General features: G+C 67.5%; 22 protein-coding genes and 1 tRNA gene. 8 read left to right on the top strand and 15 right to left on the bottom strand.

Annotated elements, in window-relative coordinates; all coding sequences use genetic code 11:
• Positions 1-165: 165 nt before the first annotated feature.
• Genes addA through tsaE form a run of 3 tightly spaced genes read right to left on the bottom strand, consistent with a single transcriptional unit; the run spans position 166 to position 6,991 of the window.
• Positions 166-3,657, bottom strand: a complete 3,492-nt coding sequence (gene addA, locus B7X49_RS07440; RefSeq protein WP_286703078.1) for a double-strand break repair helicase AddA — start codon at positions 3,655-3,657, stop codon at positions 166-168.
• On the bottom strand, positions 3,654-6,557 hold the full coding sequence (addB, locus tag B7X49_RS07445) for a double-strand break repair protein AddB (protein ID WP_286703079.1): 2,904 nt from the start codon (positions 6,555-6,557) through the stop codon (positions 3,654-3,656). The genes addA and addB overlap by 4 nt, the downstream gene beginning before the upstream one ends.
• The gene (gene tsaE / locus B7X49_RS07450; RefSeq protein ID WP_286703080.1) at positions 6,554-6,991 is read right to left on the bottom strand and encodes a tRNA (adenosine(37)-N6)-threonylcarbamoyltransferase complex ATPase subunit type 1 TsaE; all 438 of its coding nucleotides are present in this window, start codon (positions 6,989-6,991) and stop codon (positions 6,554-6,556) included. Before tsaE ends, addB begins: the two co-directional genes overlap by 4 nt.
• Positions 6,992-7,104: 113 nt before the next feature.
• Here tsaE and B7X49_RS07455 point away from each other — a divergent pair, with 113 nt between their 5' ends.
• On the top strand, positions 7,105-8,121 hold the full coding sequence (locus tag B7X49_RS07455) for an NAD(P)/FAD-dependent oxidoreductase (RefSeq protein WP_286703081.1): 1,017 nt from the start codon (positions 7,105-7,107) through the stop codon (positions 8,119-8,121).
• A gap of 53 nt (positions 8,122-8,174) precedes the next feature.
• On the opposite strand, the gene B7X49_RS07460 is transcribed toward B7X49_RS07455, so the two are convergent.
• From B7X49_RS07460 to argH, 4 genes are read right to left on the bottom strand one after another with little or no spacing between them, the layout of a single operon-like run.
• The gene (locus B7X49_RS07460; protein ID WP_286838834.1) at positions 8,175-10,484 is read right to left on the bottom strand and encodes a DUF4175 family protein; all 2,310 of its coding nucleotides are present in this window, start codon (positions 10,482-10,484) and stop codon (positions 8,175-8,177) included.
• Entirely contained in the window at positions 10,481-11,800 is a 1,320-nt protein-coding gene (gene lysA / locus B7X49_RS07465; protein WP_286703083.1) for a diaminopimelate decarboxylase, read from the bottom strand. The genes B7X49_RS07460 and lysA overlap by 4 nt, the downstream gene beginning before the upstream one ends.
• Complete coding sequence (locus B7X49_RS07470; protein WP_281174436.1) at positions 11,797-11,919, bottom strand: hypothetical protein; 123 nt, start codon at positions 11,917-11,919, stop codon at positions 11,797-11,799. Before B7X49_RS07470 ends, lysA begins: the two co-directional genes overlap by 4 nt.
• Complete coding sequence (argH, locus tag B7X49_RS07475; RefSeq protein ID WP_286838838.1) at positions 11,916-13,268, bottom strand: argininosuccinate lyase; 1,353 nt, start codon at positions 13,266-13,268, stop codon at positions 11,916-11,918. The genes B7X49_RS07470 and argH overlap by 4 nt, the downstream gene beginning before the upstream one ends.
• Here argH and B7X49_RS07480 point away from each other — a divergent pair.
• Both B7X49_RS07480 and B7X49_RS07485 read left to right on the top strand, forming a co-directional pair.
• Positions 13,267-13,878: a TlpA disulfide reductase family protein gene (locus tag B7X49_RS07480; RefSeq protein WP_286703085.1), complete on the top strand. Its 612-nt coding sequence runs from the start codon at positions 13,267-13,269 to the stop codon at positions 13,876-13,878. The two genes, argH and B7X49_RS07480, sit on opposite strands and share 2 nt — an antisense overlap.
• A 62-nt stretch (positions 13,879-13,940) precedes the next feature.
• Positions 13,941-15,170: an argininosuccinate synthase gene (locus B7X49_RS07485; RefSeq protein ID WP_286703086.1), complete on the top strand. Its 1,230-nt coding sequence runs from the start codon at positions 13,941-13,943 to the stop codon at positions 15,168-15,170.
• Between the two features lie 47 nt (positions 15,171-15,217).
• On the opposite strand, the gene B7X49_RS07490 is transcribed toward B7X49_RS07485, so the two are convergent.
• Positions 15,218-15,919, bottom strand: coding sequence for a type 1 glutamine amidotransferase domain-containing protein (locus B7X49_RS07490; protein WP_286703087.1), 702 nt, complete (start codon positions 15,917-15,919; stop codon positions 15,218-15,220).
• A 90-nt stretch (positions 15,920-16,009) separates the two neighbouring features.
• On the opposite strand from B7X49_RS07490, the gene B7X49_RS07495 reads away from it, so the two are divergent.
• The 3 genes from B7X49_RS07495 to B7X49_RS07505 all read left to right on the top strand — a co-directional run bounded on the left by B7X49_RS07495 (position 16,010) and on the right by B7X49_RS07505 (position 19,014).
• A complete protein-coding gene (locus B7X49_RS07495) occupies positions 16,010-16,393 on the top strand; it encodes an energy transducer TonB (protein ID WP_286703088.1) in 384 nt (127 codons plus the stop codon).
• Between the two features lie 86 nt (positions 16,394-16,479).
• Positions 16,480-16,887, top strand: a complete 408-nt coding sequence (locus B7X49_RS07500; protein ID WP_076454354.1) for a hypothetical protein — start codon at positions 16,480-16,482, stop codon at positions 16,885-16,887.
• Positions 16,888-16,980: 93 nt separating this feature from the next.
• Positions 16,981-19,014, top strand: coding sequence for a prolyl oligopeptidase family protein (locus B7X49_RS07505; protein ID WP_286703089.1), 2,034 nt, complete (start codon positions 16,981-16,983; stop codon positions 19,012-19,014).
• A gap of 1 nt (position 19,015) precedes the next feature.
• On the opposite strand, the gene B7X49_RS07510 is transcribed toward B7X49_RS07505, so the two are convergent.
• From B7X49_RS07510 to B7X49_RS07540, 7 genes are all read right to left on the bottom strand, one after another.
• Positions 19,016-19,092 (bottom strand) — tRNA-Pro (locus B7X49_RS07510).
• A 58-nt stretch (positions 19,093-19,150) separates the two neighbouring features.
• Complete coding sequence (locus B7X49_RS07515) at positions 19,151-19,741, bottom strand: MerR family transcriptional regulator (protein WP_286838844.1); 591 nt, start codon at positions 19,739-19,741, stop codon at positions 19,151-19,153.
• A complete protein-coding gene (locus B7X49_RS07520; protein WP_029311545.1) occupies positions 19,738-20,049 on the bottom strand; it encodes an integration host factor subunit alpha in 312 nt (103 codons plus the stop codon). The genes B7X49_RS07515 and B7X49_RS07520 overlap by 4 nt, the downstream gene beginning before the upstream one ends.
• Before the next feature lie 173 nt (positions 20,050-20,222).
• A complete protein-coding gene (locus B7X49_RS07525) occupies positions 20,223-21,191 on the bottom strand; it encodes a beta-ketoacyl-ACP synthase III (RefSeq protein WP_286703091.1) in 969 nt (322 codons plus the stop codon).
• Positions 21,188-22,240, bottom strand: coding sequence for a phosphate acyltransferase PlsX (gene plsX / locus B7X49_RS07530; protein WP_408735559.1), 1,053 nt, complete (start codon positions 22,238-22,240; stop codon positions 21,188-21,190). Before plsX ends, B7X49_RS07525 begins: the two co-directional genes overlap by 4 nt.
• Before the next feature lie 147 nt (positions 22,241-22,387).
• Complete coding sequence (gene rpmF / locus B7X49_RS07535) at positions 22,388-22,591, bottom strand: 50S ribosomal protein L32 (RefSeq protein WP_029311542.1); 204 nt, start codon at positions 22,589-22,591, stop codon at positions 22,388-22,390.
• A 116-nt stretch (positions 22,592-22,707) separates the two neighbouring features.
• Entirely contained in the window at positions 22,708-23,280 is a 573-nt protein-coding gene (locus tag B7X49_RS07540; RefSeq protein ID WP_286703093.1) for a DUF177 domain-containing protein, read from the bottom strand.
• A gap of 138 nt (positions 23,281-23,418) precedes the next feature.
• Here B7X49_RS07540 and B7X49_RS07545 point away from each other — a divergent pair, with 138 nt between their 5' ends.
• Together B7X49_RS07545 and B7X49_RS07550 are read left to right on the top strand one after the other, a co-directional pair.
• The gene (locus tag B7X49_RS07545) at positions 23,419-23,958 is read left to right on the top strand and encodes an outer membrane protein assembly factor BamE (protein ID WP_286703094.1); all 540 of its coding nucleotides are present in this window, start codon (positions 23,419-23,421) and stop codon (positions 23,956-23,958) included.
• 3 nt (positions 23,959-23,961) lie between these two features.
• Entirely contained in the window at positions 23,962-25,545 is a 1,584-nt protein-coding gene (locus tag B7X49_RS07550) for a PhoX family phosphatase (protein WP_286703095.1), read from the top strand.
• Positions 25,546-25,875: the final 330 nt, after the last annotated feature.

The raw sequence follows: 25,875 nt of genomic DNA on the forward strand, positions 1-25,875 counted from the left end.
GCGGGGCTGGGATGCGTAGGGGAGGGGGAAGAGTCTTCTTTTTTGTGAACAGAAAAGAAGCAAAAAAACTTTATTCATCTGGTCCCGTGCCGGTTCCAACGCCCGTGCCCCAGATTCAAGAAAGTTTTTTGCTTCTTTTTTTCAAAAAAGAAGCGCGTTCTTAACCTACCCCTCTAATGCGCCCGCGCCATCAGCCGATCCCTGCTGCCGCCGCGGCGCATGCCTTGCCAGCACCGACTCTGGCACCGGCATCACCGTGCCGTTCGCGGTCCACACCAGCATCGCCTGCACCGCCCGGCCTGGATAAATCGCCCCCAGTACTGCCGCGTAGGCCGCCAGCTGCGCCAGGTAGGGCAGGGGGATTGCGGCGGCATCGGCCGGCGGTTGCCGGTCGGTCTTGAAATCCGCCATCACGATCCGGTCCGGCAGCACGACCAGCCGATCGATCAACCCGCCGATCTCCACGCCCTGCACCACGCCCGCCACCGGCGCCTCGGCCCGGCTGCCCGGGCCGAACAGACCCGCCAGCGCTGGATGATCGAGCACCTGCATCACCGCATCCACCACGGCGCGCTGCGCGTCCCGGTCCAACCCGTGCCCGGCCTGCGCCGCATAGGCAGCCGCCCGGTCGCGCCGCTCGGCGGCTGCCACGGTGGGCAGATGCTGCAACAGCGCATGGATCAGCCGCCCCCGCGCCATCGCCGCCGCCCGCCCGGCCGCCCGCGCGCCCGCGCGCGGCGAGGCGGCGGCCAACCCGCGCGCCTCACCCTCCGCACTGCGACTCGGCACCAGCCGATCCACCCGATCCGGCGGTTCCGGCGGTGCTGCCGCGCGCCAGCCGGTTTCGGGCCCGATCCAGCCGGGGAGGGGTGCCAGCCGCGCCGCGACCTGCCGCCCGGTGCGGTCCGGCGCCGCCGTCTGCGCGCAGGAAACCACCGCCGCCTGCGCCGCCCAGGGCAGGGCGACATCCTGTTCCACCACGCCGTCCATCTGCCCGAATGCCACGCGCACCGCCTCGTACCAGCAGGTCTCGGGCAGCGCTTTTTTCGGTGCCGCGCCGCACACCACCAGATGATCCTCGGCCCGCGTCAGCGCGACATAGAGCAGCCGGTTGTATTCCTCGATCATCAGCCGCCCGGCCGCCGCCACCGCAGCGGCCACGGCGCTGCTGCGCAGATCCGCGCGCGGACAGAACACCGGCACCAGCACATCGCTCTGCGGCACGGTCAGCCAGTACAAAGTCTCGCGCTGCTGCGGCACGCTGGTGGTATCGGGCAGAATGACCAGCGGCGCCTGCAAGCCTTTCGCGCCATGCACGGTCATCAACCGCACCCGATCGCCCGCCGCCTCCGCCTCACGCTTGATTTCGGCGGCCGAAGCCTCCAGCGCCGCCAGAAACCCCTGCAGGCTTGGGGCCTCGCGCTGGCCGTACTCCAGCGCGGTCGCCAGCAATTCATCGATCGGCTCGGCCGCTTCCGGCCCCAGCCGCGCCAGCAGCCGCGCCCGGCCGCCCAGCGTGCCGAGCACCTCGGCGAACAGCCGGTAGGGCGAGACAAAATCGGCCCGCGCCTGCACCGCGGCGAAAAAATCCCGCGCCGCGCGATACTCCGGCGTCTCGTCCGCCCGCGCAAACAGCGCATCGCGCAGCGTGCCGCCCCGCCCGATCGCGAGCGCCATCAACTGATCATCGCTCAACCCGCCGAGCGGGCTGGCCAGCACGGTCGCCAGCGCGACATCATCCTCCGGCAGCAGCACCGCCTGTGCGAGGGCGACCAGATCGGCCACCGCCCGTGTTTCGGTCAGCACCATCCGGTCGAGCCCCGCCACAGGCACGCCGGCATCCTTCAATGCACGGGTCAGCGCCGGCCCGAACTCGTTGCGGCTGCGCACCAGGATCAGAATATCGCCCGCCTGCAGCGTCCGCCCGCGCGATTCCAGTTTCATCACATCGATATTCGCGGCAATCCAGCCCGCCAGCCCTTCGGCCAACCGCCGCCGCGCCGAATCCTGCCGCGCGTACCGCTCCGCCGGCGCCCAGGCCGGCAGATCCGCCTCGGGGTCCGGGTCGGCCAGCGGCCACAACGCCACCGAGCCCGCCTGACCGGCCCGGCTCACCCCATGGACCAACGCCTCGCCCGGCAGCACCACCCCGGCGCGGGCCACCCCCTCGAACACACGATTCACCAGCCCGAGCACCGGTGCCGACGACCGGAACGAGGTCGCCAGCGTGCCCTCGTGCCAGCGCGCCGCCGCCGCCCGCACCCGACCGCCGATGCCCGCGCGCCAGGCGTCGAAACTCGCGAGATCGGCCCCCTGGAACGAGTAGATCGACTGTTTCCGATCGCCGACCGCGAAAATCGTCCGCCTGACATCGGTCTTCGCGCCGTCGCCCGCGAAAAACTCCCGCGCGATCGCATCGATCACGCCCCATTGCGACGGCGCGATATCCTGCACCTCATCGAGCAGAATATGATCGATCCCGCCGTCGAGCTTGAACAGCACCCAGGCCGCACCGGGGTCGAACAGCAGCCTCGCTGCCAGCGCGATCAGATCGCCGTAATCGAACCGCGAATCCCGCAGCTTGCCGGCGCTGGCCACCGCGTGGATCGGCAGCAGCACCTCGGTCAGCGCGGCGGACAGGGCCGCCACCTCCTTCGCCGCGAACCGATCGAGGCAGCGCAAAATCCGCGCCTGCTCCGCCGCCAGCACATCGGCCAGCCCGGGTGCTGCCTGACCCAGGCTTTTGTTGATCAGCCCGGATAGTTTGCGCGGCTCGCCCTTGCCGGTCAGAAACCCGTCCAGCCAGGATGGCCACCCCGCCAGCCGGCTCGCCGGGTCGCACGCCAGCCAGTCGAGCAGCAGCAACGCCTTGTTGCGCGCCGCCGGCGAGCTTTGCCGCGCAATCCGATCGAGCGCGGGCCGCAGCATTGCCTCATCCGGGCGCACCGCCTCGTCCCACAACTGCGCATCGCTCGCATCCGGCGCATCGATCGCGGCGCGCTGCATCGCCATGATCGCACCCGCCTCGCCATGCCGATCCAGCAATCGTGCGAGATGCGCCTGCGAATCCGCCAGCAGCCGGTCCATCAGCGCGCCGAACTGCACCTCGGAAATCTCGCCCGCCAGCAGTTTCAAGGCCGGATGGGGCTCATCCACCCGCGTGCTCAGCAAATCCTCGCGCGCCGCCCGCTTGCGCAGCGCGGATTCCGCCTCATCCGCGACGACAAAATGCGGCGAAACCCCCGCTTCGAGCGGAAACCGCCGCAACAGCGACTGGCAGAACGCATGGATCGTGTCGATCCGCATGCCGCCCGGCAAATCGAGCACCAGCCCGAACAGCGCGCGCGCGCGTGCCCGCACCGCCGCACTACCCGCTACATCGAGCGATGCCAGATCGGCATCGAGCGCCGCCTCGGCCGCGATCGCCCATCGCCCCAGCCGGTCGCGCAGGCGGATCGCCATTTCCGCCGCCGCCGCGCGCGTGAACGTCAGGCACAGGATCCGCGCCGGCGGCGCACCGGCCAACATCAGCCGCAGCAGCCGGTCGGTCAGCAGCTTGGTCTTGCCCGACCCCGCCGATGCCCCGACGAAGGCGGACACAGCGGGGTCGGACGCCGCCCTTTGCGCCGCCTCGGCCGTAAGATTTGCGCCGCTCACGCGCTGTCCTCCCACTCGGCGCGGCGCGATACGCCGGCGAACGGGCTGTCGAACGTGGTGCGCGCCGGGCTCGGCCGGTCGAAAAACGGCGTCGCCGGATCGGCGTAATAGGCCAGCAGCGCGGGAATCGCGGTCCGTGCGGTCTCGATCACCGAACGCACCCGCGCCGCATCGCCCTTCAGCAAGGCCCGTGTCTGTCCCTCGGTCGCTCCGCCGGAGAGTTTCCAATAGGCGAGCTCGTCGACCAGCCCGGCAAACCCGGCAAACCCGCCGGCCTCGGCGATCACCGCCTCGATCGGCAGTTGCGGTGCCGATCCTGCTTCAACCGCGCCGTCGTTCGGCGGTGATCCGGTCTTGAAATCGATGATCTGCAAGGACGTGCTGCGCCGCTCGATCCGGTCGATGCGCCCCTTCACGGTAAAGCCGCCGCATTGCCACGCGCCCGGCAATTCCACCGCAATCGCATCCGCCACACCGGACTCGCCGATCCGCGCGCGTTCGATCCCCACGATCCACTCGGCGATTCGCGCGAGCCGCACCCGCCAGAACGCCGTCAGCGCCCGCCGCAGCCGATGCCTGGCGAGTTCGCGCTCGAACGCCGCCGTCAAAAGCGCGGGCGCCGTATCGTTCAGCGCCCAATCCGGCTTGCCTGACACCGCCGCCAGCCCGTCGTGCACCAGGGTGCCGAACAGCGCCGCATCGGTCTCGGCATCCAGCGCGTCGAGCGGGCGCAACCGCATGATCCGCCGCGCATGGATCGCGTAGGGGTCGGCCAGCAGGGTCGTGATATCCGAAATCGAATATTCCACTGGACGCGCTGCCGCCGGCGGCCGGGGGGCCGGCTTCGGCCGCACCGTGCGCGCCGCCGGCTGATCCAGCTGCGCCGCCCATGCCGCGGCGGGATGCGCCTCCAGCGCCAGCCCCGCCCCCAGCAGCACGAGGTCGAGCCTGGCCAGAAAGCGCGAGGGCACCGCCGGTGCGCGCCCGCGGCGGCGGGGCGCTGAGAGGATAACCGTGCCGCAGCTTGCCATCAGGCTGGTCACGTCATGTGCCGCCTCGCCGATCAATGCTGCATCATCAGGCAGTTGCGCCGCCCGGCGCATCGGCCGCGACAGCCACGGCCCGGGGTCGGGCTCGGCCGGAAACACACCTTCCACCATGCCGCCCAGCACCAGCGTATCGACGCTCTGCAACCGCGCCTCCATGATGCCCCAGATCGCGACGCGCGGATTGGCGTCCCGCGCGCGGGGCCGGCGCAGCCGCGCGGTGCCCAACACGGCATCGAGCAGGGCCGCCAACTCGCGCGGATCGACCGGCGCCAGCCCCTCCAGCGCCGCCAACTGCACCGCCAGATGCTCGGACAGCGCGGCCCCCGCCTCGGCATCCCACAGCACACAGCGGCCGGTCTCATCCGTGGCGATCGCCTCGGCCGCCGCGATCAGCCCGCCGATCAACGCCGCCGGCCCGATTGCCATCGGCGTGCACGCCGCAATCACCGGCTCCAGCAGAACTTGAAGATTACTGATGAATCGATTGATTTCACGATATTTCTCATCATCCGGCGCCCGCAGCATCGCCGCAAATCCTGGCCCGGGTGCGGCGACCCGCAGCCATAAATCCACCTGCCGCGCCAGGCGCCGGCACGCCTGCTTGTCCCGCCCGGCAAACACCAGCGGATGCTTCAGCACGGCGAGCAAGGCGACCGGCGCGTAATCCTGATCCTGCGCCGCAGCCAGCAGCCGGAGCAGCACCGCGGGTGGCGTGCCGGCCAGTACCTCGCCCGCGCTATCCTCGGCACGGATGCCGAGCCGCAGCAATTCGGCCGACACCAATTGGGCCAAGCCGCGATCCGGCGTGACCAGGGCGGCGACGCGCCCCGGCGAATCAAGCGCATCGCGCAGCGCCAGCGCAATCGCCCGTGCTTCGTCCTGCTCATCGCCGGCATCCAGCCGTAGCACACCATCGGTCGAAAACCCCGCCGATGCTGGATCGTCGGGCATCGCCGCGCGGAGAAACGCCTGCCGCAACAAGCCAACCCGACCCGCCCGCGCACCGGTATCCGCCGCGATCAACGGCACTACCTCATCGCGCTGCACGCCCATCGCGGTTAGCAACCGGAACAACCCCGCCTGTGGATGGGTCGGCAGATCGGCGAGATGCGCCCAATCATCCGCCTTCATGTCGGCATCAAACCCGGCCAGAACCACTTTGCCGGTCTCAAGCCCGGCCACCACGCGCGCCAACCGCGCGACCGCTGGCGTCGCCACTGCCAGCCCGGCCAGCCACACCGGCGTCACCGGCGGTGCCGCCACCCAGAAATCCGCCTGCGCATCGATCAGCAGCCGCAACCGCCGCGCCGGGTCCACCGCGCCGCGGTCGGCCAGCACATCCGGCCATAACCGCGTCACGATGCTCAGAAAATCCAGAATCCGCTGCCAATGCACCGCAAGGTCGGGGGCGACGATCCCCGGCAAGGTCGCCGCCAGATCGATCTCGGCCTGCTCTGCCGCATCGATCAGCACGGCCAGATCATCCGCCAGCATCAACGCCTCGGCCAGCCGCTGCGGCGCGCCGTCACGCCCGCCCATGCCGAGGATCAGCCGCGCCAATATCGTGCGCCGCTCCTCGGCCGGAATGGCCGGCGGCAATTCCAACCCCGCCTCGATCCCCAGCGCCGCCTCGTCGGCCGCGCCGATCGCGGCAATCCGCGGCATGATCAGCGGGCCGCCGTTCGCCTCCAGAAACGCCGAAGCCGCCGCCCGCGCCGCGCGCCGCGTCGGCAGGATCAGCAACCCATCCGCCACATCGCGCCCCGCCGCGCGCGCCGCATCCAGCCAGGCCCGCGCCAGCGCGGGCAGAAACGGCACCGAGGCCGGCACATACGCGACCGATGGCGTCATCCGATCAACCGCTCCGGTCCCTCGATCGTGATATCCCGCCGCGCGCCATCGCCCCACGCCAGCGCGATCCGCACGGCATCCGCCGGTGCGAACAGGCCCAACCGGTCCGGCCATTCGATCAGCACGATCCCCGCCAGAGCCGCCTCCAACCCCAATTCCTCGACATCGTCAGGCCCGCCCAGCCGCCATAAATCGAAATGCGCGACCGGCGGCGCCAGATCATAAATCTGTACCAGCGTGAAACTCGGGCTCGGCACCGCAAGCGCGGCATCATCCGCCCGCGCGCGAATGAACGCCCGCGCCAGGGTCGATTTGCCCGCACCGAGCGGCCCGCTCAACAAAAACGCATCGCCCGCCACGGCGCGCGCCGCCAAATCCCGCGCCAGCGAAACGGTTGCCATCTCGGACTCCAGCGCCATCCTGCGAATCGCCATGTGCCGATCCTGCGCCAACCGCGCCGCTATCGCAAAATCATCGCGGCTATCGCAAAATTCCAATCCGCCCGTCTGATCATTGACCCTATCGCCAGTTCGGTTACGGAGAGATGATGTCAGACCCCATCTCGGCCGATGTGGCCATTATCGGTGCCGGCCCGGTTGGGCTGTTCGCCGTCTTCGAATGCGGCATGCTGAAACTCAGCACGGTCCTGATCGATGCGCTCGCCGAAGTCGGCGGCCAGTGCGCTGCCCTCTACCCGGAAAAACCGATCTACGACATTCCGGCCCACCCCGCGATCGAGGCGGCAACCCTGATCGAAAATCTCGAACGCCAGATCGAACCCTTCACCACCCCGCGCCTGCTTGGCCGCATCGTCACCGGCATCGCCGGCAGCGCCGGTGATTTCACCATCACCACCGACCACGGCGATGCCATCCACGCCAAAACCATCATCATCGCCGCCGGCGCCGGCGCCTTCGGCCCCAATCGCCCGCCGCTCGATGGGCTCGCCACCTTCGAGGCGACCGGTGCGGTGCAATACTACGTCAAAAAACGCGAGGCGTTCCGCAACAAACGCGTCGTCATCGCCGGCGGCGGGGATTCCGCGGTCGACTGGGCCATCGCGCTCAAAGACGTCGCCGCCAGCGTCGCGGTCGTCCACCGCCGCCGCAAATTCCGCGCCGCTCCCGAAATGGCCGATCAACTCGCCCAAGCCGCCGAACGCGGCGAAATCGACCTCGTCATCCCCTACCAGCTCCACGCCCTGCACGGCACCGCCGGCACACTCCAGACCGTCGAAGTCGCCGATCTCGACGGCAAGACACGCCACCTCGATGCCGATATCCTGCTGCCCTTTTTCGGTCTCGCCATGGATCTCGGCCCGATCGCCACCTGGGGCCTCGACCTCACCCACCACCACATCGCCGTCACCCCCTCCACCCTGGAGACCAGCACACGCGGCATCTTCGCCATCGGCGACGTCGCAACCTACCCCGGCAAATTGAAACTCATCCTGCAAGGCTTCGCCGAAGCCGCCATGGCCGCCCACGCCATCCACCCCATCGTCCACCCCGACACCGCCCTGCATTTCGAATATTCCACCTCGAAAGGTGTGCCGGGTTCTTAGGGTTGGGAGGAAGCAAGGCGGGGGCAGAGCCCCTGCCTTGCTTGCTTCCAGCCCTAGAAATCGGACCCTAGCAAGCGGTGGTAATACGAATGTGCCGGCGCGGGCAGGTCTGGTTCGGCGTCGCGGCGGATCAGTTCGTTCTGGATGGTGCGGGCGTCGGAGTGGGCGCCGGCGCGGCCAAGGCTGATGGTGCTGTGGTTTTGGTTGCCGTATTCGCCGTGTCCGCCGGCGGCGCGTTGGCCGAGGCCGGAGGGGCCGCTGCCGGTGCCGTGGCCCATCTGCATGGCTTGCAGCGCGTTCTGGGCTTGTTGCAGCGCGCTGATGGCAGCGCGTTCGCTGGGCAGCGCACCGGGCTGGTTGCCCAGTTTGAGCTGCGCCTGCGCGCTTTGCATGGCACTTTCGCCTTGCCCGATCTGGGGTGAGGGCGTCATCCCGGCCTGGGCCATGGCTTGCGCCGCCATCTGGAGCTGTTGTTCCAGCGCGTGCTGTTGGTTTGCCAGCGCCTGGCTTTGCGCGCTGGGCGGGTTGCCGGCCTGATTGCCCATCGGGGGCGGGGTATCCTGCCGTGCGGTATGGTCCATCAGCCTGGCTTCGCGGCGCATCACCGATGACAGCGATTTCGAGGCTTGTTGCGCCGCCTGTTGCCGGGCTTGCTGGGCGGCGGAGGCGGCTTTCGCGTTCTGCAACTGGCGCAGCAGGGCGCGCAGTTTTGCAAGGTCGCGCTGCGCCTGTGCCGTCTGTCCCGCGGCGGCTTCGCGGGCGATCTGCTGGGCGAGCCGGCTGATCGCGGACATCTGCATCATCTGCGCGCTGGTTGATTGCTGCTGGCCCTGGGCCGCGCTGTGGGCCTGGGCGGCGGCGTTGAGGTGCGAGATCAGTTTCTGCAATTGCTGCGCGCTGGGCGATTGTCCGGCGAGCGCCTTCTGCAGCGCGGCCTCCAGCGCCTGCCTTGCCTGGGCGAGTTGTTGGGCGGCGCGAAAGGCAGCGCCCTGCTCGGCGCGCTGCACCAGCGTCCACAGCCTTGCCTCGGGGTGATCAGCGGCGGTGGTGCTGGCCGCGAAGCCTTGCGCGAACGAAGCCAGATCACGCGCGGTCCCCGGCGTGATCGGGCCGGGCGGGGCGTGCGCGATGGTTGTGAGCGCGAGGGCCAGCGCCGGCCGCGCCGCCGGTGTGAGGGCGAGGGCGCGGCGGATCGCTTCGAGCGCCTGGGCTGTCCGGTTGTGCAAAATCGGTGCGGGCAGCACCACGCTGGCGGCCGCCGAATGCGCAATCTGGCCGGCCCGGTTGGTGGCGCGCAGTTCGGCCGCCACCGCCATGCCGGCATAGGGGCTGGCGAGCAGGGTGAGCAGCGCATCGCCATGGCTCGCGTTCGGGTGCGGCACGGCGGCGCTACCTTGTTTCGCGTGCGGTGCCGCGATCGGGCGGAACGCGAGCGCCAGATCGGTCAACCCGTACCGGCTGTCCACCTGCCAGGCGAAATCGACGCGCTTGCCGTCCGGATCCGCGTAGGGCGGCGTGGTGAAGCCGACCAGCGGCGGCGTGGGCGGTGACACCACCAGATCATAGCGCGCAATCCGGTCCCAGAACGGCCCGATCACAATGGATTCCGAGGTGGTGACCACGCGCGTGGTGCGATAGCTGCCGGTCGCGATGGTGGAAAATCTCAGCGTATGGCCATCGATCGTGGCACGTGGTGCCGCGCCTCCACCACCGGTCACGATCAGCGACAGCGACGATCCGGTGAGTGCGGCGATCGGTTTGGTGCCGGGTTCGACCAGTTGCGGGGCCTCGCCGGTCCAGCGTGGCGGCGTGATCCAGGCTTGCAGCGACAGGCTGCCGCCGCCGAACGGGTGCGGCACCGCAAGGCTTGCGGCGAGCCGCCGGCCGGCATCGCCACCGGCGGCGATCCAGGCGGCGATCAGCGCCAGCAGCAGCAGCGCCCGCAGCGCATAGGGATCGTGCGATGCGAAATCGGGCGTCGGCCGGCCGATCCGCGCGCCGCCGATCGCCGCCGCAATCCGCGCCCGATGGGCCTGCCACAGCGGATCGCCACCGGCAGCGAGCAGGGCGGGCGTATCCTCATAGGCCGCGATCGGGCGGTGTTGCAGCCGGGAATCATGCTCGATCCGTCGATCGATCGCGGCGGCTTGCGGGGGTGCGAAGCGGCGTTTCGCATGGATGATCGCGGCGGCGAGGCCAATCAGCCCGATCACGTCCGCCTGCCAGCCGCCCGCACCGAGCAAGGTGGCGATCAGGAACAGGGCGATCACGCCGAGCGGCAACAATACGGCGATGGCGAGCGCCTCGATCAGCAGCACGATGCGCGCCCGGCGGCGCAACCGTTCGAGGCGCTGCTCCATCATGCCGGCGGGATGATTTCGTCACGCCATAATTGTTCGATGCTCTGCCGCATCCTGATCACATGGGGTTGCCCGCGATCGATCAAGACCTGCGCTGCCAATGGCCGCCCGTTATAGGTGCTGCTCATCGCCGCGCCATAGGCGCCGGCATCGAGAATTGCGACCAGCGCGCCCGGTGCGAGCGGCGGCAGATCGTAGCGGCCGAACCGGTCGCTGCTTTCGCACACCGGCCCGACCACCTCGCACGCGCGCGGCCAACCGCTCGCCTCGACGGCGCCGACCGGCACGATGCCGTGCACCGCATCGTACAGGGCCGGGCGCAGCAGATCGTTCATCCCGGCATCCAGAATAACGAAATCATCGGCCTCGGTCGCCTTGGTCAGCGTTACCCGCGCCAGCAGGAGCCCGGCGGGTGCGACCAGCCAGCGGCCGGGCTCGATCACGATGCCCAGATCGCGCCCGGCCAGGATCCGCCGGACCATCGCGGCATAGGCGGGCAGCGGAAACCCTATGCCATCGTCATACGGAATGCCGAACCCGCCGCCGAGGTCGAACATCGTCACCGGCGTCCCTGCCGCGTTGAGTTCATCGATCAGGGCGAGAATGCGCGTATAGGCGGCCTCGTAGGACGCGATCTCGAAAATCTGGCTGCCGATATGCGTCGAAAACCCGACCGGCCTTATTCCCGCCAGCGTTGCCGCATGGCGATACAGTGCGGCGGCATCCTGATAGGCGATGCCGAATTTATCGGTGGCGCGGCCGGTGCTGATCTTGTCGTGCCCGCCGGCCGCGACATCCGGGTTGATCCGCAGCGCGACCGGCGCGGTGCGGTCCCGCGCGCGGGCGAGTGCCGCGATCATCGCAAGCTCCTCGGCGCTTTCCACATTGATCTGACCGATGCCGGCCTCGATCGCCTGGATGATTTCCTCGGCCCGCTTGCCGACCCCGGAATAGACCATCGCGGCCGGATCGATCCCGGCCGCCGCGGCGCGGCCGAATTCACCCGCGCTGGTCACATCGGCACCCGCACCGCCGGCGCGCAACAGCGACAGGATCGCCAGATGATCGTTCGCCTTGATGGCGTAGCGAATCGCAGGCGTCAGGCCCTGCGCGGCGAATTCACCCTGCAACGCCGCCATCCGGCTGCGTAGCGTGGCCGCGCTGTAGATCCAGGTCGGTGTGCCGTGCCGCGCCGCGATGCCGGCGAGCGGCACATCATCGAGGCAGAGCCCGTCCATCGCGTGCCAGGCGAGCGCGCGCCGTGCTGCGATCAGCCGGTGCCAGGGCTGGTCGCGGGCGAGATCAGGCGCGTCGTTCATTGCGAGGGGTAGGTGTGCGGATAGGTGATCGCGCTGGCCGGCCCGGGCTGCGTGGGCGCGCCGGCGCGGCCGCAGGCAGCGAGGGCGGCGCAGGCCAGGATCAGGATCAGATATTTCATCGCAGACTCTCCTGCCATTGCGCGGCCTCGCGCGCCACATTCGCCGGCGCGGTGCCGCCATAGGCGCTGCGGGCGGCAACCGAGGCCTCGATGCTCAGCGTCGCGAACACCGCTTCGGTGATGCGCGGTTCGGCCTCCTGCATCACCGCGAGCGGCAGGTCGGCGAGGTCGATGCCGCGGGCTTCGGCGGCGGCGACGATGCGGCCGGTGACATGATGGGCGGTGCGGAACGGCAGGCCGAGGTCGCGCACCAGGTAATCGGCCAGATCGGTCGCGGTCGCGTAATCCGCCCCGGCGGCCTCGCGCATGCGAACCTCATCGGCCTGCATGTCGCGCACCATGCCGGTCATCGCGGCGATGCTGAGTTCGGCCGCATCGGCCGCGTTGAACACCGCCTCCTTGTCCTCCTGCATGTCCTGCGGCATGATCGAGGACCCGGTGGTGAACGCATCCGACAGGCGGATGAACCGGTACGGGGCGCTGACCCAGATGATGATTTCCTCGGCGAAGCGCGACAGATGCATCGCCATGATCGACAGGGTGGAGAGGAATTCGATCGCGAAATCGCGGTCGCTGACGGAGTCGAGGGAATTGGCGGTCGGGCGGTCGAAGCCGAGGCTGTGCGCGGTCATGGCGCGGTCGATCGGAAAGGTGGTGCCGGCGAGGGCGGCCGCGCCCAAGGGCGATTCGTTGAGCCGGCGGCGGCAGTCGGCGAGGCGGGAGCGGTCGCGCGCCAGCATTTCGACATAGGCGAGCAGATGATGCCCGAAGGTCACCGGCTGCGCGGTCTGCAGATGGGTGAAACCGGGCATGATCGCGCCGGCGTGTTCCGCCGCGCGATCGGCCAGGGCGCGCATCAGGTCGCGCAGCTGAATATCTGTCGCATCGATCGCGTTGCGCACCCACAGCTTGAAATCGGTCGCGACCTGGTCGTTGCGGCTGCGCGCGGTGTGCAGCCGGCGCCCGGCCTCGCCGATGCGCCCGACCAGCCAGGCCTCGATATTGGTGTGGATGTCTTCGAGCGCGGGGTCGAAGGTAAACGTGCCGGCGGCGATGGCATCGCCGATTTCGGTCAGGCCGGCGCTGATCGCGGCCTCGTCGGATTGTGATATGATGCCCTGGCTGGCCAGCATCGAGGCGTGCGCAAGGCTGCCCTGGATATCTTCGCGCCAGAGCCGGTAATCGAACCCGATCGAGGCGTTGATCGCCTGCATGATCGCGGCCGGCCCCTCGGAAAACCGCCCACCCCACTGCAGACTGGCCCGTTGAAGATTGGCCCATTGCGCATGCGGCGGGTTATGATCAGATGCGTGTTTAGAGATATTTTCTGGTGGAGCATCGGCATTCATGGCAATCGGACTTTCACGGCGGCAGTTCGCGGCGTTGGGCGCGGGGGTGATACTGCCTGACTTAACGGCGCTTGCCGGCTTCGGCAAATCGGCGCGGGCGGGACAATTGCCCGATGTCGGCCAGAATCTGGCGGAAACCCTGCCGCAGCCGGTGCCCTCGTTTCATTTCATGGACGCCGCGGGACGCCGCCTGACGCTCGCGCATTATCGCGGCGAGGGGCTGGTGGTGAATTTCTGGGCGACCTGGTGCGGGCCGTGCCGCGCGGAACTGCCCTCGCTGGTCGCGATCAACAAGGTGCTACTGCCCGACGGGATCAGGGTGTTGCCGATTTCGGTCGATTCCAACGGCATCCAGGCGGTCGCCCCGTATTACAAGGCACATGGCATCACCGGCGTGCCGATGCTGTTCAACCCGAATTCGAGCGCCTTGCAGGCGTTCCAGGTCAACGGCATCCCGCTCACCGTGATCGTGAACCGCAAAAGCGAAGTGGTGGCGACGCTGAGCGGTGCGGGCAACTGGAACAGTGCCGGCACGGTCGCGCGGGTGCGCCAGCTGATCGGGCCTGCAACGGGCATCGTCGCCAAGCCGGCCGCGACGACGCCGACCTGAGATGTCTTGCGGTTGCGGCATGGGGCTGATACGGCGCGCGCTCTGAACAGAGGGTGAGCGCGATGGCCGACAAGACCGTGAAAAAAGTGGTGCTGGCGTATTCCGGCGGGCTGGATACCAGCGTGATCCTGCGCTGGTTGCAGACCGAATATAACGCCGAAGTCGTCACCTTCACGGCCGATCTGGGCCAGGGCGAGGAGCTGGAGCCGGCGCGCCGCAAGGCCGAGATGTTCGGCGTCAAGGAAATCTTCGTCGAGGATCTGCGCGAAACCTTCACCAAGGATTTCGTCTTCCCGATGTTCCGCGCCAATGCGCTGTACGAGGGGCAGTATCTCTTGGGCACCTCGATCGCGCGGCCGTTGATCGCGCAGCGCCAGATCGAAATCGCCGAGATGGTCGGGGCCGATGCGGTGGCGCATGGTGCCACCGGCAAGGGCAACGACCAGGTGCGGTTCGAACTCGCCTATTATGCGCTGAAGCCGGATGTGCGGGTGATCGCGCCGTGGCGCGAATGGGATCTGACCAGCCGGACCCGGCTGCTGGAATTCGCCGAGGCGCATCAGATTCCGATTGCCAAGGACAAGCGTGGCGAAGCGCCGTTTTCGGTCGATGCCAATCTGCTGCATTCCTCCTCCGAGGGAAAATTGCTGGAGGATCCGGCGGAGGAGCCGGACGAAATCGTCTATCAGCGCACCATCAGCCCCGAAGCGGCGCCGGATGTGGCGACGGTGATTTCGATCGGGTTTGCGCAAGGCGATGCGGTCTCGATCAATGGCGAGACCTTGTCGCCCGCAACCTTGCTGACCAGGTTGAACGCGCTCGGGCGCGACAACGGCATCGGGCGGCTTGATCTGGTGGAAAACCGCTTCGTCGGCATGAAGTCGCGCGGCGTGTACGAGACGCCGGGCGGCACGATCCTGTTGGCGGCGCATCGGGCGATCGAGAGCATCACGCTGGATCGCGAGGCGGCGCATCTGAAGGACAGCATCATGCCGCGCTATGCGGAGCTGATCTATAACGGGTTCTGGTTCAGCCCGGAGCGGCATATGCTGCAGGCGCTGATCGACACCAGCCAGCATTCGGTCACCGGCACGGTGCGGCTGAAACTCTACAAGGGCAATGTGATCGTGATCGGCCGCGACAGCCCGCATTCGCTGTATTCGGCGCGCATGGTCACGTTCGAGGATGACCAAGGCGCCTATAATCAGCAGGATGCGGCGGGGTTCATAAAGTTGAACGCGCTACGGCTGCGGCTGGGCGCGGCGGTGGGACGGCGGGGCGGCGCGCTCTAACGAATAAAAGTTTTTTGGTTCTTTTTTACAAAAAAGAACCCTTCGCCCTAAGCTGCTTTGACCTGCCGAGCCTTCAAGGCATTCACCACCGCGTGCGCCAACGGCTCGGACGATTTCGGGTTCTGCCCGGTCAGCAGATTGCCATCCTCCATGATATGCGGCGCGAAATCCGGGCCCGTGGCGACCTGGGCGCCGGCGGCGCGGAGGCTGGATTCCAGCAGGAACGGCACTTTGTCGTCGAGGTGGACGGCGCGTTCCTCATCATCGGTGAAGCAGGTGATCGAGCGGCCCTTGATCAGCGGGGAGCCGTCGATCCGTTCGACGCCGAGGAATGCGGCCGGGCCGTGACAGACCGAGGCGACGATTTTACCGGCATCGAGCATGGTGGTGATGGCGGTGGCGAGGCTCGGGTTGTTCGGGAAATCCCACATCGTGCCGTGGCCGCCGGGGAGATAAATCGCGTCGTAATCGGTCGCGGTGAGATCGGCGACGGGTTTGCTGTGATGGGCGGCTTCGAGCGCGACGGGATCATCGTGGAAGCGCTGCACCGAGGCGGGCAGGGGGGTTTCGGCGAGGCTGCGGCCATCGATCGGGATTTCGCCGCCGCGCACCGAGGCAAGGGTGACGGTGCAGCCGGCATCGATGAAGGCGTAGTAGGGGGTCGCCAATTCCTCGAACCAGACGCCGGTGCGATCGTCCGAACCGGGGATATTGGTGTGCGAGGTGGTGACGATGAGGATGCTGGTCATGCGGCTCTCCTGATGGATGAATTGACCGGCAGGTGGGGATCGGGCAGGCCGATTGCGAGGAATTGTCATGATGTCGTGAAGGAGTGGCGGATGCGGGGCAGTCGATGGGTCGGTTTGTTGATGATGGCGCTTCCAGTCGCGGCGCGTGCCCAGGCGCCGGTGCAGCATCCGATCAGTGCGGCAACCCAGGCGGCGATTGCGCGCCAGGTGCCGCAGTTGCTGGCGCAGAAGGGGGTGCGGCATGTCGGGTTTTACGGGTTCACGGTCGATCGCGCCGGGCATGTGCTGAGCGAATGGGTGGTGCGGCCGTCCGGCCGGGCTTCGCTCGACCGGTTGGCGCTGGCGGCGATCGGCAAGGCTATTCTCAAGCAATTGCCGGCCAATGCGCCGCCACGGATGCAGTTTGTCGTGCCGATCGAGTTTCACAAGAACGGTGCCATGGCGCAGCCCGGCGGACCGCCGCCGCAGCGGTGACAGGTGTGCGGATTTTTGCCATGATTTGACCCTGCGCCGGCCATGTTGCGCGTCCACATCGATAATATGTTTCAGGAGGAAGAACCATGAGCACGATGATTTCAGGCCGGCGCACGCGCCGTGCCGGGTTGGCGGGGGTGGTGCTGGTTGCCGCACTCGGCCTGGCCGGCTGCACCAATCCCTATAGTCCGGGCCAGCGCGCGCTGGGCGGCGGGGCGATCGGCGCGGGGGCTGGCGCGGCGATCGGGGCGGCGACCGGCGGCAGCCCGGCGGGTGGTGCGTTGATCGGCGGCGCGATCGGCGCGCTGGGTGGGGCGTTGACCACCCCGCAGGCACCGCGGCCTTATTACAATCACGGTGGTTACAACAATCAGGGCTATGGCGGGCAACGCCCTGGGTACGGCCAAGGCTACGGCAATGGCGGACCGCCGCCGCCGCCACCACCCGGCTACTACAACGGTGGACCGCCGCCCCCGCCGCCGCCGGGCTACTGATCGGCGCCTGTTGCCTGACGCGCCCGGACGGTGGACTTCACCGGCCGGGCGCGCTCTATTCGCGGGTAAGGCTTTCACCCCGCGGAGCACGGCATGAACGATATCGATACGCAGACCGACGAATTCCTCTGGCTTGAGGAGATCGAAGGCGATCGGGCGATCGACTGGGTCGAGGCACAGAACCGCGCGAGCGTCGCCCGCTTGTGCGATGCCGGGTTCGAGGCCGACCAGGCGGTGCTGACCGCGCAATTCAATTCCGATGCGCGCATTCCCGCGATCGTGCAGCGCGGCGGGTTCGTCTATAATTTCTGGACCGATGCGGCGCATCAGCGCGGTGTGTGGCGGCGGACGACGCTGGCCGATTATCGCAGCGATTCGCCCGATTGGGATGTGCTGCTCGACCTCGATGCGCTGTGCGCCAGCGAGGGCGAAAGCTGGGTCTGGCACGGCGCGCAAACCCTGCCGCCACACCATCAGCGCGCGCTGATCAGCCTCTCGCCCGGCGGCTCGGATGCCGGGGTGGTGCGCGAATTCGACATAGTGAGCCGGCGCTTCGTGGCGGATGGGTTCATCGTGCCGGTCGCCAAAACCGCGGTCTCGTGGGTCGATGCCGATACCGTGCTGCTCGGTTCGGCCTATGGCGGGGATGTCACGTCCTCGGGCTACGCGCGCACCGTCCGGCAATGGCGGCGCGGCACCGCGATCGAGGACGCACCAATCGTGTTCGAGGTCGAAGCCGGCGATATGGCGGCGTCGGGCTCGTGCAGCCACGATCCGGCGCACCGGTTCTTGTGGTTCACACGGTCAATCGCGTTCTATCGCAATCAATGTTTCTATCAGCCGATCGGCGGTGACCGCGTGCAGCTCGATCTGCCCGAAGATGCGGATGTGGATATCGGGCACGGGCGGTTGTTGGTGCGGCCGCGCTCGATGCTCGCCGGATTCCCGCCCGGCAGCCTGCTGACCATCGGGATCGATGAATTCATCGCCGGTTCCCGCGATTTCACACCAGTCTTCACGCCGACGCCGAAGCGCGCGCTCGAAAGCTGGGTCAATCTGAAATCCGGCGTGGTCCTGACCGTGCTGGACAATGTGGCGAGCGTGATCGAATTCGCCGACGCCGCAACCGGCTGGTCCGTGCAGCCCGTGCCGGGCGTGCCGGCGAACAGCGCGATTTCGGTGCGGGAATTATCCGCCGATGATTACGAGTCCGACGCGCTCCTGTTCAACGTCAGCGGCTTCCTGACGCCGGATCAACTGATGCTCGGCAGCCCGCACCAAGCACCGGCGCTGCTGAAACAACTCCCCGCGCAATTCGACGCAACCGGCCTCACGGTCCGCCAGTACGAGGCAACCGCAACCGAGGGCACGGCAATCCCCTATTTTTTCGTCGCCCCCGAAGGTGGTCCGCCGGCCGGCGGATTTCCAACCTACCTCTACGGCTACGGCGGGTTCGAGGTTTCGCTGACACCCTACTACCTCGCCACCCACGGCGCGCTGTGGTGCCGCACCGGCGGCGCATTCGTGCTCGCGAACATCCGCGGCGGCGGCGAATTCGGGCCGGACTGGCACAAGGCCGGCATTCGCGCCGGCAAGAAAATCGCACAGGATGATTTCGCCGCGGTCGCTGCCGACCTGGTGACCCGCGGACTTTCGACCCCGGCCCGCATCCTGGGCTCAGGCGGCAGCAACGGCGGGTTGCTGGTCGGCAACATGCTGACCCGCCATCCCGCAGCATTCGGCGCCATCATCTGCGCGGTGCCGCTGCTCGATATGCGGCGCTACACCAAACTCCTCGCCGGCCACTCCTGGATCGCCGAATACGGCGACCCCGACATCGCCGAAGATTGGGCGTTCCTGCACGAAATTTCGGCCTACCAGCTCGTGCAGGCCGGCCAGACCTACCCGCCCGCCTTCATCAACACCACCCGCCGCGACGACCGGGTTCACCCCGGTCACGCCCGGAAAATGGCGGCAAAACTGCAATCGATGGGATACGACACAATCTATTACGAACAAGCCGAAGGCGGCCACGGCGCCGGCGCCGATGCTTCACAACGCGCGTTCTTCTACGCGCTGAGCTTCGCGTTCATGCGCCAGACCATCGGGAAATATAGAGGGGTTTGAATGGTCGGAGCGGCGGGATTCGAACCCACGACCCCCAGTCCCCCAGACTGATGCGCTACCAGGCTGCGCTACGCTCCGACGACACGGTCCTTAGCAAGTAGATCACCCAAGGGCAAACCCCCACCCATGTCCGGCATCAGCCGGTCAGGCGGGCGCGGAGGTGTTCGAGTTCGGCGAGGGTGGTTTGGAGTGTCGTGCGCAGGATGGTGTTGATGTGGTGGCTGCGGGCGAGCATCGACTCGAGGTCGGTCGTGAGGGCTTGGGGCCGTGCTGGCGTTGTGGCTTGTGCGGGCGGTGTGTGGTGGATCGGCAATTCCGGGACATCGGCGCGCGGCGGCGTGCTGGCGGCGAGGACGGACGTCTGGGCGCGTTCGGCGGCGGCGGCGGCGCGCTCTTCCTCAGAGGCGGGCGGGATTTCGTCGTGCAGGGCGCCGCCGCCTTCCTTGAGGAGACGTTGGACGCCTTTGATCGTATAGCCTTGAATGTAAAGCAAATTCGCGATGCGGCGGAGCAGCACGACATCATCCGGCCGATAGTAGCGGCGGCCGCCGCCGCGTTTCAGGGGTTTGATACGGGGGAATTTAGTTTCCCAGAAGCGCAGGACGTGCTGAGGGACGTGCAACTCATCCGCGATCTCACTGATCGTGCGGTAGGCATCGGCCGATTTGCGGGTACGGCCGCGGGACTCGTCATTTTCGGCCAGCACCGGGCCGGTCTCGCCGTTCAAGACCGCACGGCCCCATCCGGCACGCCATGATCGACGGCCTCGCGCAGGATCTGGCTCGCCCGGAAAATCAGGACCCGGCGCGGCAGAATCGGCACCTCATCCCCGGTTTTGGGGTTGCGGCCGATCCGCCGGCCCTTCTGGCGGACCGAGAAGGTGCCGAAGCCACTGATTTTAATGGAATCACCCTCGGCCAGCGCCGTCTTCATCCGGTCCAGCACCGATTCCAATAACGCCGCACTCTCGTTGCGCGACAGACCGACCGCCGCATAAATCGATTCCGCCAGACCCGCGCGCGTTAATGTGCCCATGAAACAAGATTAGCAAGAAAGCCAACCGGGTCAACCGAAATGTCGGCCTCCCTACCAAAGTCGCTGGAAATCAAAGAAAAAATACGATTTCGCACTGATTGGGACAGGCGGCGGTGTCTCGGTTGGTGAGCCAGATCGGGTGACCAGCGCTCCCACTCCGCCGAGCTGCCCGATCACATCCGGATCAGCGCGGAGCCCCAGGTCAGCCCGCCGCCGAGCGCCTCGATCAGCACGAGGTGGCCGGGCTTGATGCGGCCATCGGTGATGGCATCGTCCAGCGCCAGCGGGATCGAGGCGGCCGAGGTATTGGCGTGGCGATCGACGGTGACGACAACCTGGTCCGGGCCGAGGTTCAGGCGTTTGCCCATGGCATCGATGATGCGCCGGTTCGCCTGATGCGGCACCAGCCAATCGATATCGGTGTGGCTGAGGTTGTTGGCCTTGAGCGCCTCATCGACCGCACCGGCGAGTTTCGGCACGGCGTGGCGAAACACTTCGCGGCCGTTCATGACCAGATGCTGGGGTTTGGCGGTCTGGCCGGTGGCGCCGTCGATATACAGAATATCGCCGTAGCGGCCATCGGCATGGATATGCGTGGAAATCACGCCGCGATCCGCACCGTTTGTGTTGGCGCGCAGAAACGCCGCACCCGCGCCATCGCCGAACAGCACGCAGGTGCCGCGGTCCTGCCAGTTGAGGATGCGGGAGTAGACTTCGGTGCCAATGATCAGAACGCCGCGGCACTGGCCGGCGCGGATCATCGCATCCGCCACCGCGAGCGCGTAAACGAAGCCCGAGCACGCCGCCGAAATATCGAACGCGAAACCACCGGTTACACCGAGCGCGTGCTGAATGCTGACGGCGGTGGCCGGGAAGCCCTGATCGGGTGTCGCGGTCGCGACGATGATGGCATCGACGTCCTCGGCCGTCGCACCGGCGCGAGTCAGCGCGCGCCGGGCGGCCTGTTCACCCATGAACGTGGCGGTTTCGTGCGGCCCCGCGATATGCCGCATGGTGATGCCGGTGCGTTCGCGAATCCACGCGTCCGAAGTATCGATGCGGGTGGCGAGGTCGTCATTGGTGACGATGCGTTCCGGCAGATACCCGCCGACGCCATCCAGCGTGGTGTGCGGCGTGGTCATCCGGCAGAGGCGATCGGCGGGGCGGGCAGGGGGGCGATTCGCGGCGCGGTATCGGCAACCAAAGCGTCGCGGTTGTCGTGCTGGCCCAAACCGTCCTTGATGCGTTCGTTGAAGCGGTTCACGATCATGTCCATGGCAACATCGACGGCATGGGCAAAGCCTTCGGCATCGGTGCCGCCGTGCGATTTGACCACAACGCCGTTGAGGCCGAGCAGAACCGCACCGTTGTAGCGGCGCGGGTCGAGCCATTCGCGCAGGCGGTTGAGGCCGGGTTTGGCCAATAGATAGGCGAGTTTGGCGGCGAGGCTCGCGGTAAAGACGCGCTTGAGCAAATCGCCGACCAGGCGAAGCGCACCCTCGCCGGTTTTCAGCGCGACATTGCCGGTAAAACCATCGGTGACGACAACATCGACGGTGCCGCCCGCGATATCATGCCCTTCGACGAAGCCGTGGAATTGCGGGCCGATCGGGCCGGCGCGCAGGGCTTCGGCGGCGCGTTTCAGCGTCTCGTCGCCCTTCATCTCCTCGGAGCCGACGTTGAGCAGGCCGATGGTGGGTTTCGGCAGGCCGAGCACGGTGCGGGCGAACATTTCGCCCATAACCGCGAATTCAACCAGGTTGCGGGCGTCACAGACCATGTTGGCACCCAGGTCGAGCATCACGACATCGCCCTTGGCGGACGGGCCGATTGCGGCCATCGCCGGACGATCGATGCCCGCCATGGTCTTGATCACGATTTTGGCGAGCGCGAGCATGGCGCCGGTGTTGCCGGCCGAAATGATGCCGGCGGCCTCCCCGCTGGCAACCGCATCGATCGCCCGGCGCATCGAGGCGTCGCGCAGGCGCAGCGCGGCGGTGGGTTTCAGATCATCCGCAATGATTTCCGAGGTCCCGTGCACGACAACCCGGGCCGCCAGCCGCTTCGAGGCGCGCACCAGCGGCTCGATCAGCGCAGCGTCGCCGAACACATGAAAGATCGCCTTGGGATGGCGCTCGGCCGCAATATCGAGTCCCGCGATAATGACATCCGGCGCATGATCGCCGCCCATGGCGTCAACCGCCAGAACGCCCGAAGCGCCAGCCGCATCAACGCCCGCGGCACGGCCAGCTTGCGGTGCCGCTGCGACAGGTTGGTTGGCTTCGGATGTCATGATCGCGCCTGGCGCGGCGGCTTTGGTGGCGCGATCAATGGAAGATCAGACCCGGACCGTGCCCTTGATGTCCTTGCCGGCGGCAACGACTTCCCGACCGTCGTAATGGCCGCAATGGCCGCAGACGTGATGCGGGCGCTTCAGTTCGCCGCAATTGCTGCACTCGGCGTGCGGCTGGATCACCAGGGCCTGATGGCTCCGGCGCATGCCTTTGCGGGACGGGCTGGTTTTACGCTTAGGTACGGCCATATCAACTCTCGTATCTCATGTATCGGCGGCGCAGCAATGCGCGACCGCCCCGTGATGGGGGTGGTTCAAGACCACGCCGTCTAGCAGAGGCGCTCCAACCCGGCAAGCGCCGCGCCTCATTCCGGGCGCGGCTTTCCGGCAGCATTCGCAATATCGCGCAGCTGCGCGAGGGCGCTGAACTTGCTTTCGCGCTGGGGTGCAAAATCAGCCGGAATCGCCGCATCGGGCTTGCGCGGATACGGATCGAGCGCCAGGGCAAGTTGCTCGATGAGAATCGCACCGAGATCGACGATGGTGCCGGTGGCGATAATGTCATCCGGCGCGTCGGGGTCGATCGCTTCGTCCGCGCCCGCATCGCGCTGCGCCGCGGCCTGCGCTTCGGTGAGCAAAATCAGCTTTGCCCGTTCCGCAACATCCTGTTCGAACGGCTCGATGGTAACAACGCAGGTCTGGGTAACCCTTGCGCGCAGCGTCAGCGTCGCGTGCACCAGCCCATCCGGCGCGCGGCGGAGCGCGAAACTGCCACTGAGCGCCGCAATCCCCGGCACGCCAAAGCCGGCGGCGATCGCGGCGCATTGCGCTTCGGTCGCGGTGATGCTGATCTCGATCGCCGGATCGCGACGCCGCACATCGGCGACTCGCGACAGGTCGAAACTATGGGACAGAATAGGGTCTGGCGTGTCGGTCATGGCGCGATCATGTCGCATCTTGCGCGAAGCGGGAAGCTCGCCCATAGAACCGGCGATCATGGGCATGCGGCCGGCGGCACAGCCATCAGGCCGCACAGCCTGATATCACCAACGTTTCTATCGTAAGGATCGAGCCGCGTGCGCAAACCAGCCATCAAGCTCCACCGCCTGTTGCCCCTGCTGCTGCTGCTGCCGGCGCTCGGCGGATGTGCGATATTTTCGGCGGCACCGCATTATCGCGGCAACGACGTTTCGTCCCACGCGATCAAACAGCTGACCCCCGGCGTCTCGACCGAAGCCGATGCAACCGCGCTGCTCGGCTCGCCGACCCTGCATGAAACGTTCGACCGGAATCAATGGCTCTACGTCAGCCAGGTCACCAAGCGGCGGATCGGCCAGACCCAGGGTGTCCTGAAACAAAAAGTCGTCAAACTCACCTTCAATAATGCCGGCGTGCTGCAATCGATCCACGACGTCGGCAAGAAAGCGGCCGTCAACGTGGCGATGGCAAGCGGCCACACCCCCGCTCCGGGCGGCCACGCGAGCCTGTTCCAGCAGCTGGTCGGCGGTGTCGGGCACTATAATCCGCTCGGCGGCACCGGCGCCGGCGGGTTCGGCAGCGGCGGCCAGAGCGATATCGGCGGTGCCAGCGGCAGCAGCGGATTGTCGGGGTTCTGAGCCATGGCGACGCGGCGTAGCCTGATGGCGGGCGTGGCGCTGGCACCCTTGGCGGTGCAGGCCCGTGCGTGGGCGCAAACCGTATCGCCCCTGCTGCAAGGTGCCGACCCGGAATCGCCGCAATTGAACGATGTGGTGGCGGATGGCTTGCGCCGGGACGTGATCATCCGCTGGGGTGATCCGGTCCTGGCCAACGCGCCGCCGTTCACCCCGAACCGCCTGACCGAAGCCGAGGCCGCGCGCCAATTCGGCTGGGATGGCATCATCGCCGGCATCGTCACACCGCCGCAGGCCGAGGACGGCATCGCGCGGCTCGTCATGGTGGTGAGCCACCCGGATGTCTCGGCGCGCATGGTGTTCCCCGGCGGGCGCGATCAGCCACGGATTGCCGGCAAGCTCCAGGGCGCATCGGTGTTGAATTTGTCGCAGCGCGGCGGCCGCTGGGTGGTGGTGGACGGCGGCTATCAGTCCCGCCGGATCACCGATGGCACGCTCTGCACCATCACCGGGCCGGCGGCGAGCACAATCGGCGCGAGCGTGCAAGGCGTGCTGGCACCGGGACTCGGCTGCGTCACGCCGTGGAACACCGTGCTGCTGCCCGAAGGCCGGACCGATACCTGGATCACCCGTCTGGCCGGCCGCGCCGCAGGCTTCGCGGCACCCACCGTCGGCGCCGGCTTCGGCTGGGTGGTCGAACTCGATGCGCTGAGCCCGACCTCGTTCCCCGCCAAACGCACCGCGCTGGGCCGAATGCCGCGCGCCGGCGTGGCGGCAGGCATCGCAGCCGATGGTTCGGCCGTGGTCTTCATGACCGAGGACGCGCCGATGGGCCGCCTGTTCCGCTTCAAGGGCGCAGCGCCGATCGGCGACGGCAGCGCCGCACTCGATGCCGGCACGCTGTCCGTGGCGACGATCGAAGGCGCATCGATCGTCTGGCACGACCTGCCGGAGGGGCTGCCCAGCATCACCGCAACACTCTCCGCCGGGCGGCACGGCGCGCGGTTCGATGCGCCGGCCGGCCTCGCGATCGGGCCGGACCGGACGGTTTACCTCGCGTGCTCCGGCAATCCGGGTCGCGGCGTGAACCAGGTTGACGCGCTCAATCCACGCGCCGGCAACGGCGGCGGCCATATTCTGGCGCTCCGGCCAACCGGCGGCGATCTCGCCGCCCCGCGCTTCACCGGCGAGGTTGCGCTGCTCGGCGGCGACCCCACCACCGACCCCTCGGCGCGCTACGGTGCAGGATCGCAAGCCTGGTTGCGCGCGCCCTATTCCCTGAATTTCGGCCCGGCCAACCGCCTGTACGTCGGCACCGACCAGGGCGGCGCGGTCAGCGATACCGCCGATGGATTGTTCGTGATGGACGTCGCAGGCTACGACCGATACGCGCTGACCGAACTCTACCTCGCGCCGATCGGTGGCGCGATCGGCGCGGCAGCGTTCGGCCCGCTCGGACACACGATATTCACCGTCGCCCGGCACCCCGGCGCCACACCGAACGCAAGCTTCGCCAGCCCGGCAACCCGCTGGCCGACGGTCCAGCCCGGCATGCCACCGCAGACGACGCTGGTGGCACTGGCGCGTTGAGACGGGCTTCAGGCTGTTATACGGTCTGAGCACAAGCAAGACAGACGCGGAAGGAAGAGTCTTCTTTTTTGTGAACAAAAAAGAAGCAAAAAAAACTTTGTTAATCTGGGCTGTTGCTGTTGGAACCGGCGATGCCCAGCCAGGACCCCAACACGTCATCGCGAGCGCAGCGCGGCGATCCAGCCCCGCCACCGCTCAAACCCAAGATTCTAACGTAACCTCTAACAAAACCCTTTCTCACCCCCCGCCCACCATGCTTATCTCCCCTGGTGCGCACCGCCCCAACCCCTCTGACGATCTCACTGCTCGACCGCTTCGCCCTCATCATGG

This window comes from Acidiphilium sp. 34-64-41 (genome assembly GCF_002282635.1).
Lineage (GTDB): Bacteria > Pseudomonadota > Alphaproteobacteria > Acetobacterales > Acetobacteraceae > Acidiphilium > Acidiphilium rubrum.

Coding starts and splice junctions, on each gene's coding strand:
- addB (WP_286703079.1), bottom strand. CDS start 6,557: ATGACGCCATCGGTCGCGTATGTGCCGGCCTCGGTGCCGTTTCTGCCC.
- tsaE (WP_286703080.1), bottom strand. CDS start 6,991: ATGGCGATTCGCAGGATGGCGCTGGAGTCCGAGATGGCAACCGTTTCG.
- B7X49_RS07455 (WP_286703081.1), top strand. CDS start 7,105: ATGTCAGACCCCATCTCGGCCGATGTGGCCATTATCGGTGCCGGCCCG.
- B7X49_RS07460 (WP_286838834.1), bottom strand. CDS start 10,484: ATGATGGAGCAGCGCCTCGAACGGTTGCGCCGCCGGGCGCGCATCGTG.
- lysA (WP_286703083.1), bottom strand. CDS start 11,800: ATGAACGACGCGCCTGATCTCGCCCGCGACCAGCCCTGGCACCGGCTG.
- B7X49_RS07470 (WP_281174436.1), bottom strand. CDS start 11,919: ATGAAATATCTGATCCTGATCCTGGCCTGCGCCGCCCTCGCTGCCTGC.
- B7X49_RS07480 (WP_286703085.1), top strand. CDS start 13,267: ATGGCAATCGGACTTTCACGGCGGCAGTTCGCGGCGTTGGGCGCGGGG.
- argH (WP_286838838.1), bottom strand. CDS start 13,268: ATGAATGCCGATGCTCCACCAGAAAATATCTCTAAACACGCATCTGAT.
- B7X49_RS07485 (WP_286703086.1), top strand. CDS start 13,941: ATGGCCGACAAGACCGTGAAAAAAGTGGTGCTGGCGTATTCCGGCGGG.
- B7X49_RS07490 (WP_286703087.1), bottom strand. CDS start 15,919: ATGACCAGCATCCTCATCGTCACCACCTCGCACACCAATATCCCCGGT.
- B7X49_RS07495 (WP_286703088.1), top strand. CDS start 16,010: ATGCGGGGCAGTCGATGGGTCGGTTTGTTGATGATGGCGCTTCCAGTC.
- B7X49_RS07500 (WP_076454354.1), top strand. CDS start 16,480: ATGAGCACGATGATTTCAGGCCGGCGCACGCGCCGTGCCGGGTTGGCG.
- B7X49_RS07505 (WP_286703089.1), top strand. CDS start 16,981: ATGAACGATATCGATACGCAGACCGACGAATTCCTCTGGCTTGAGGAG.
- B7X49_RS07520 (WP_029311545.1), bottom strand. CDS start 20,049: ATGGGCACATTAACGCGCGCGGGTCTGGCGGAATCGATTTATGCGGCG.
- B7X49_RS07525 (WP_286703091.1), bottom strand. CDS start 21,191: ATGACCACGCCGCACACCACGCTGGATGGCGTCGGCGGGTATCTGCCG.
- plsX (WP_408735559.1), bottom strand. CDS start 22,240: ATGGGCGGCGATCATGCGCCGGATGTCATTATCGCGGGACTCGATATT.
- rpmF (WP_029311542.1), bottom strand. CDS start 22,591: ATGGCCGTACCTAAGCGTAAAACCAGCCCGTCCCGCAAAGGCATGCGC.
- B7X49_RS07540 (WP_286703093.1), bottom strand. CDS start 23,280: ATGACCGACACGCCAGACCCTATTCTGTCCCATAGTTTCGACCTGTCG.
- B7X49_RS07550 (WP_286703095.1), top strand. CDS start 23,962: ATGGCGACGCGGCGTAGCCTGATGGCGGGCGTGGCGCTGGCACCCTTG.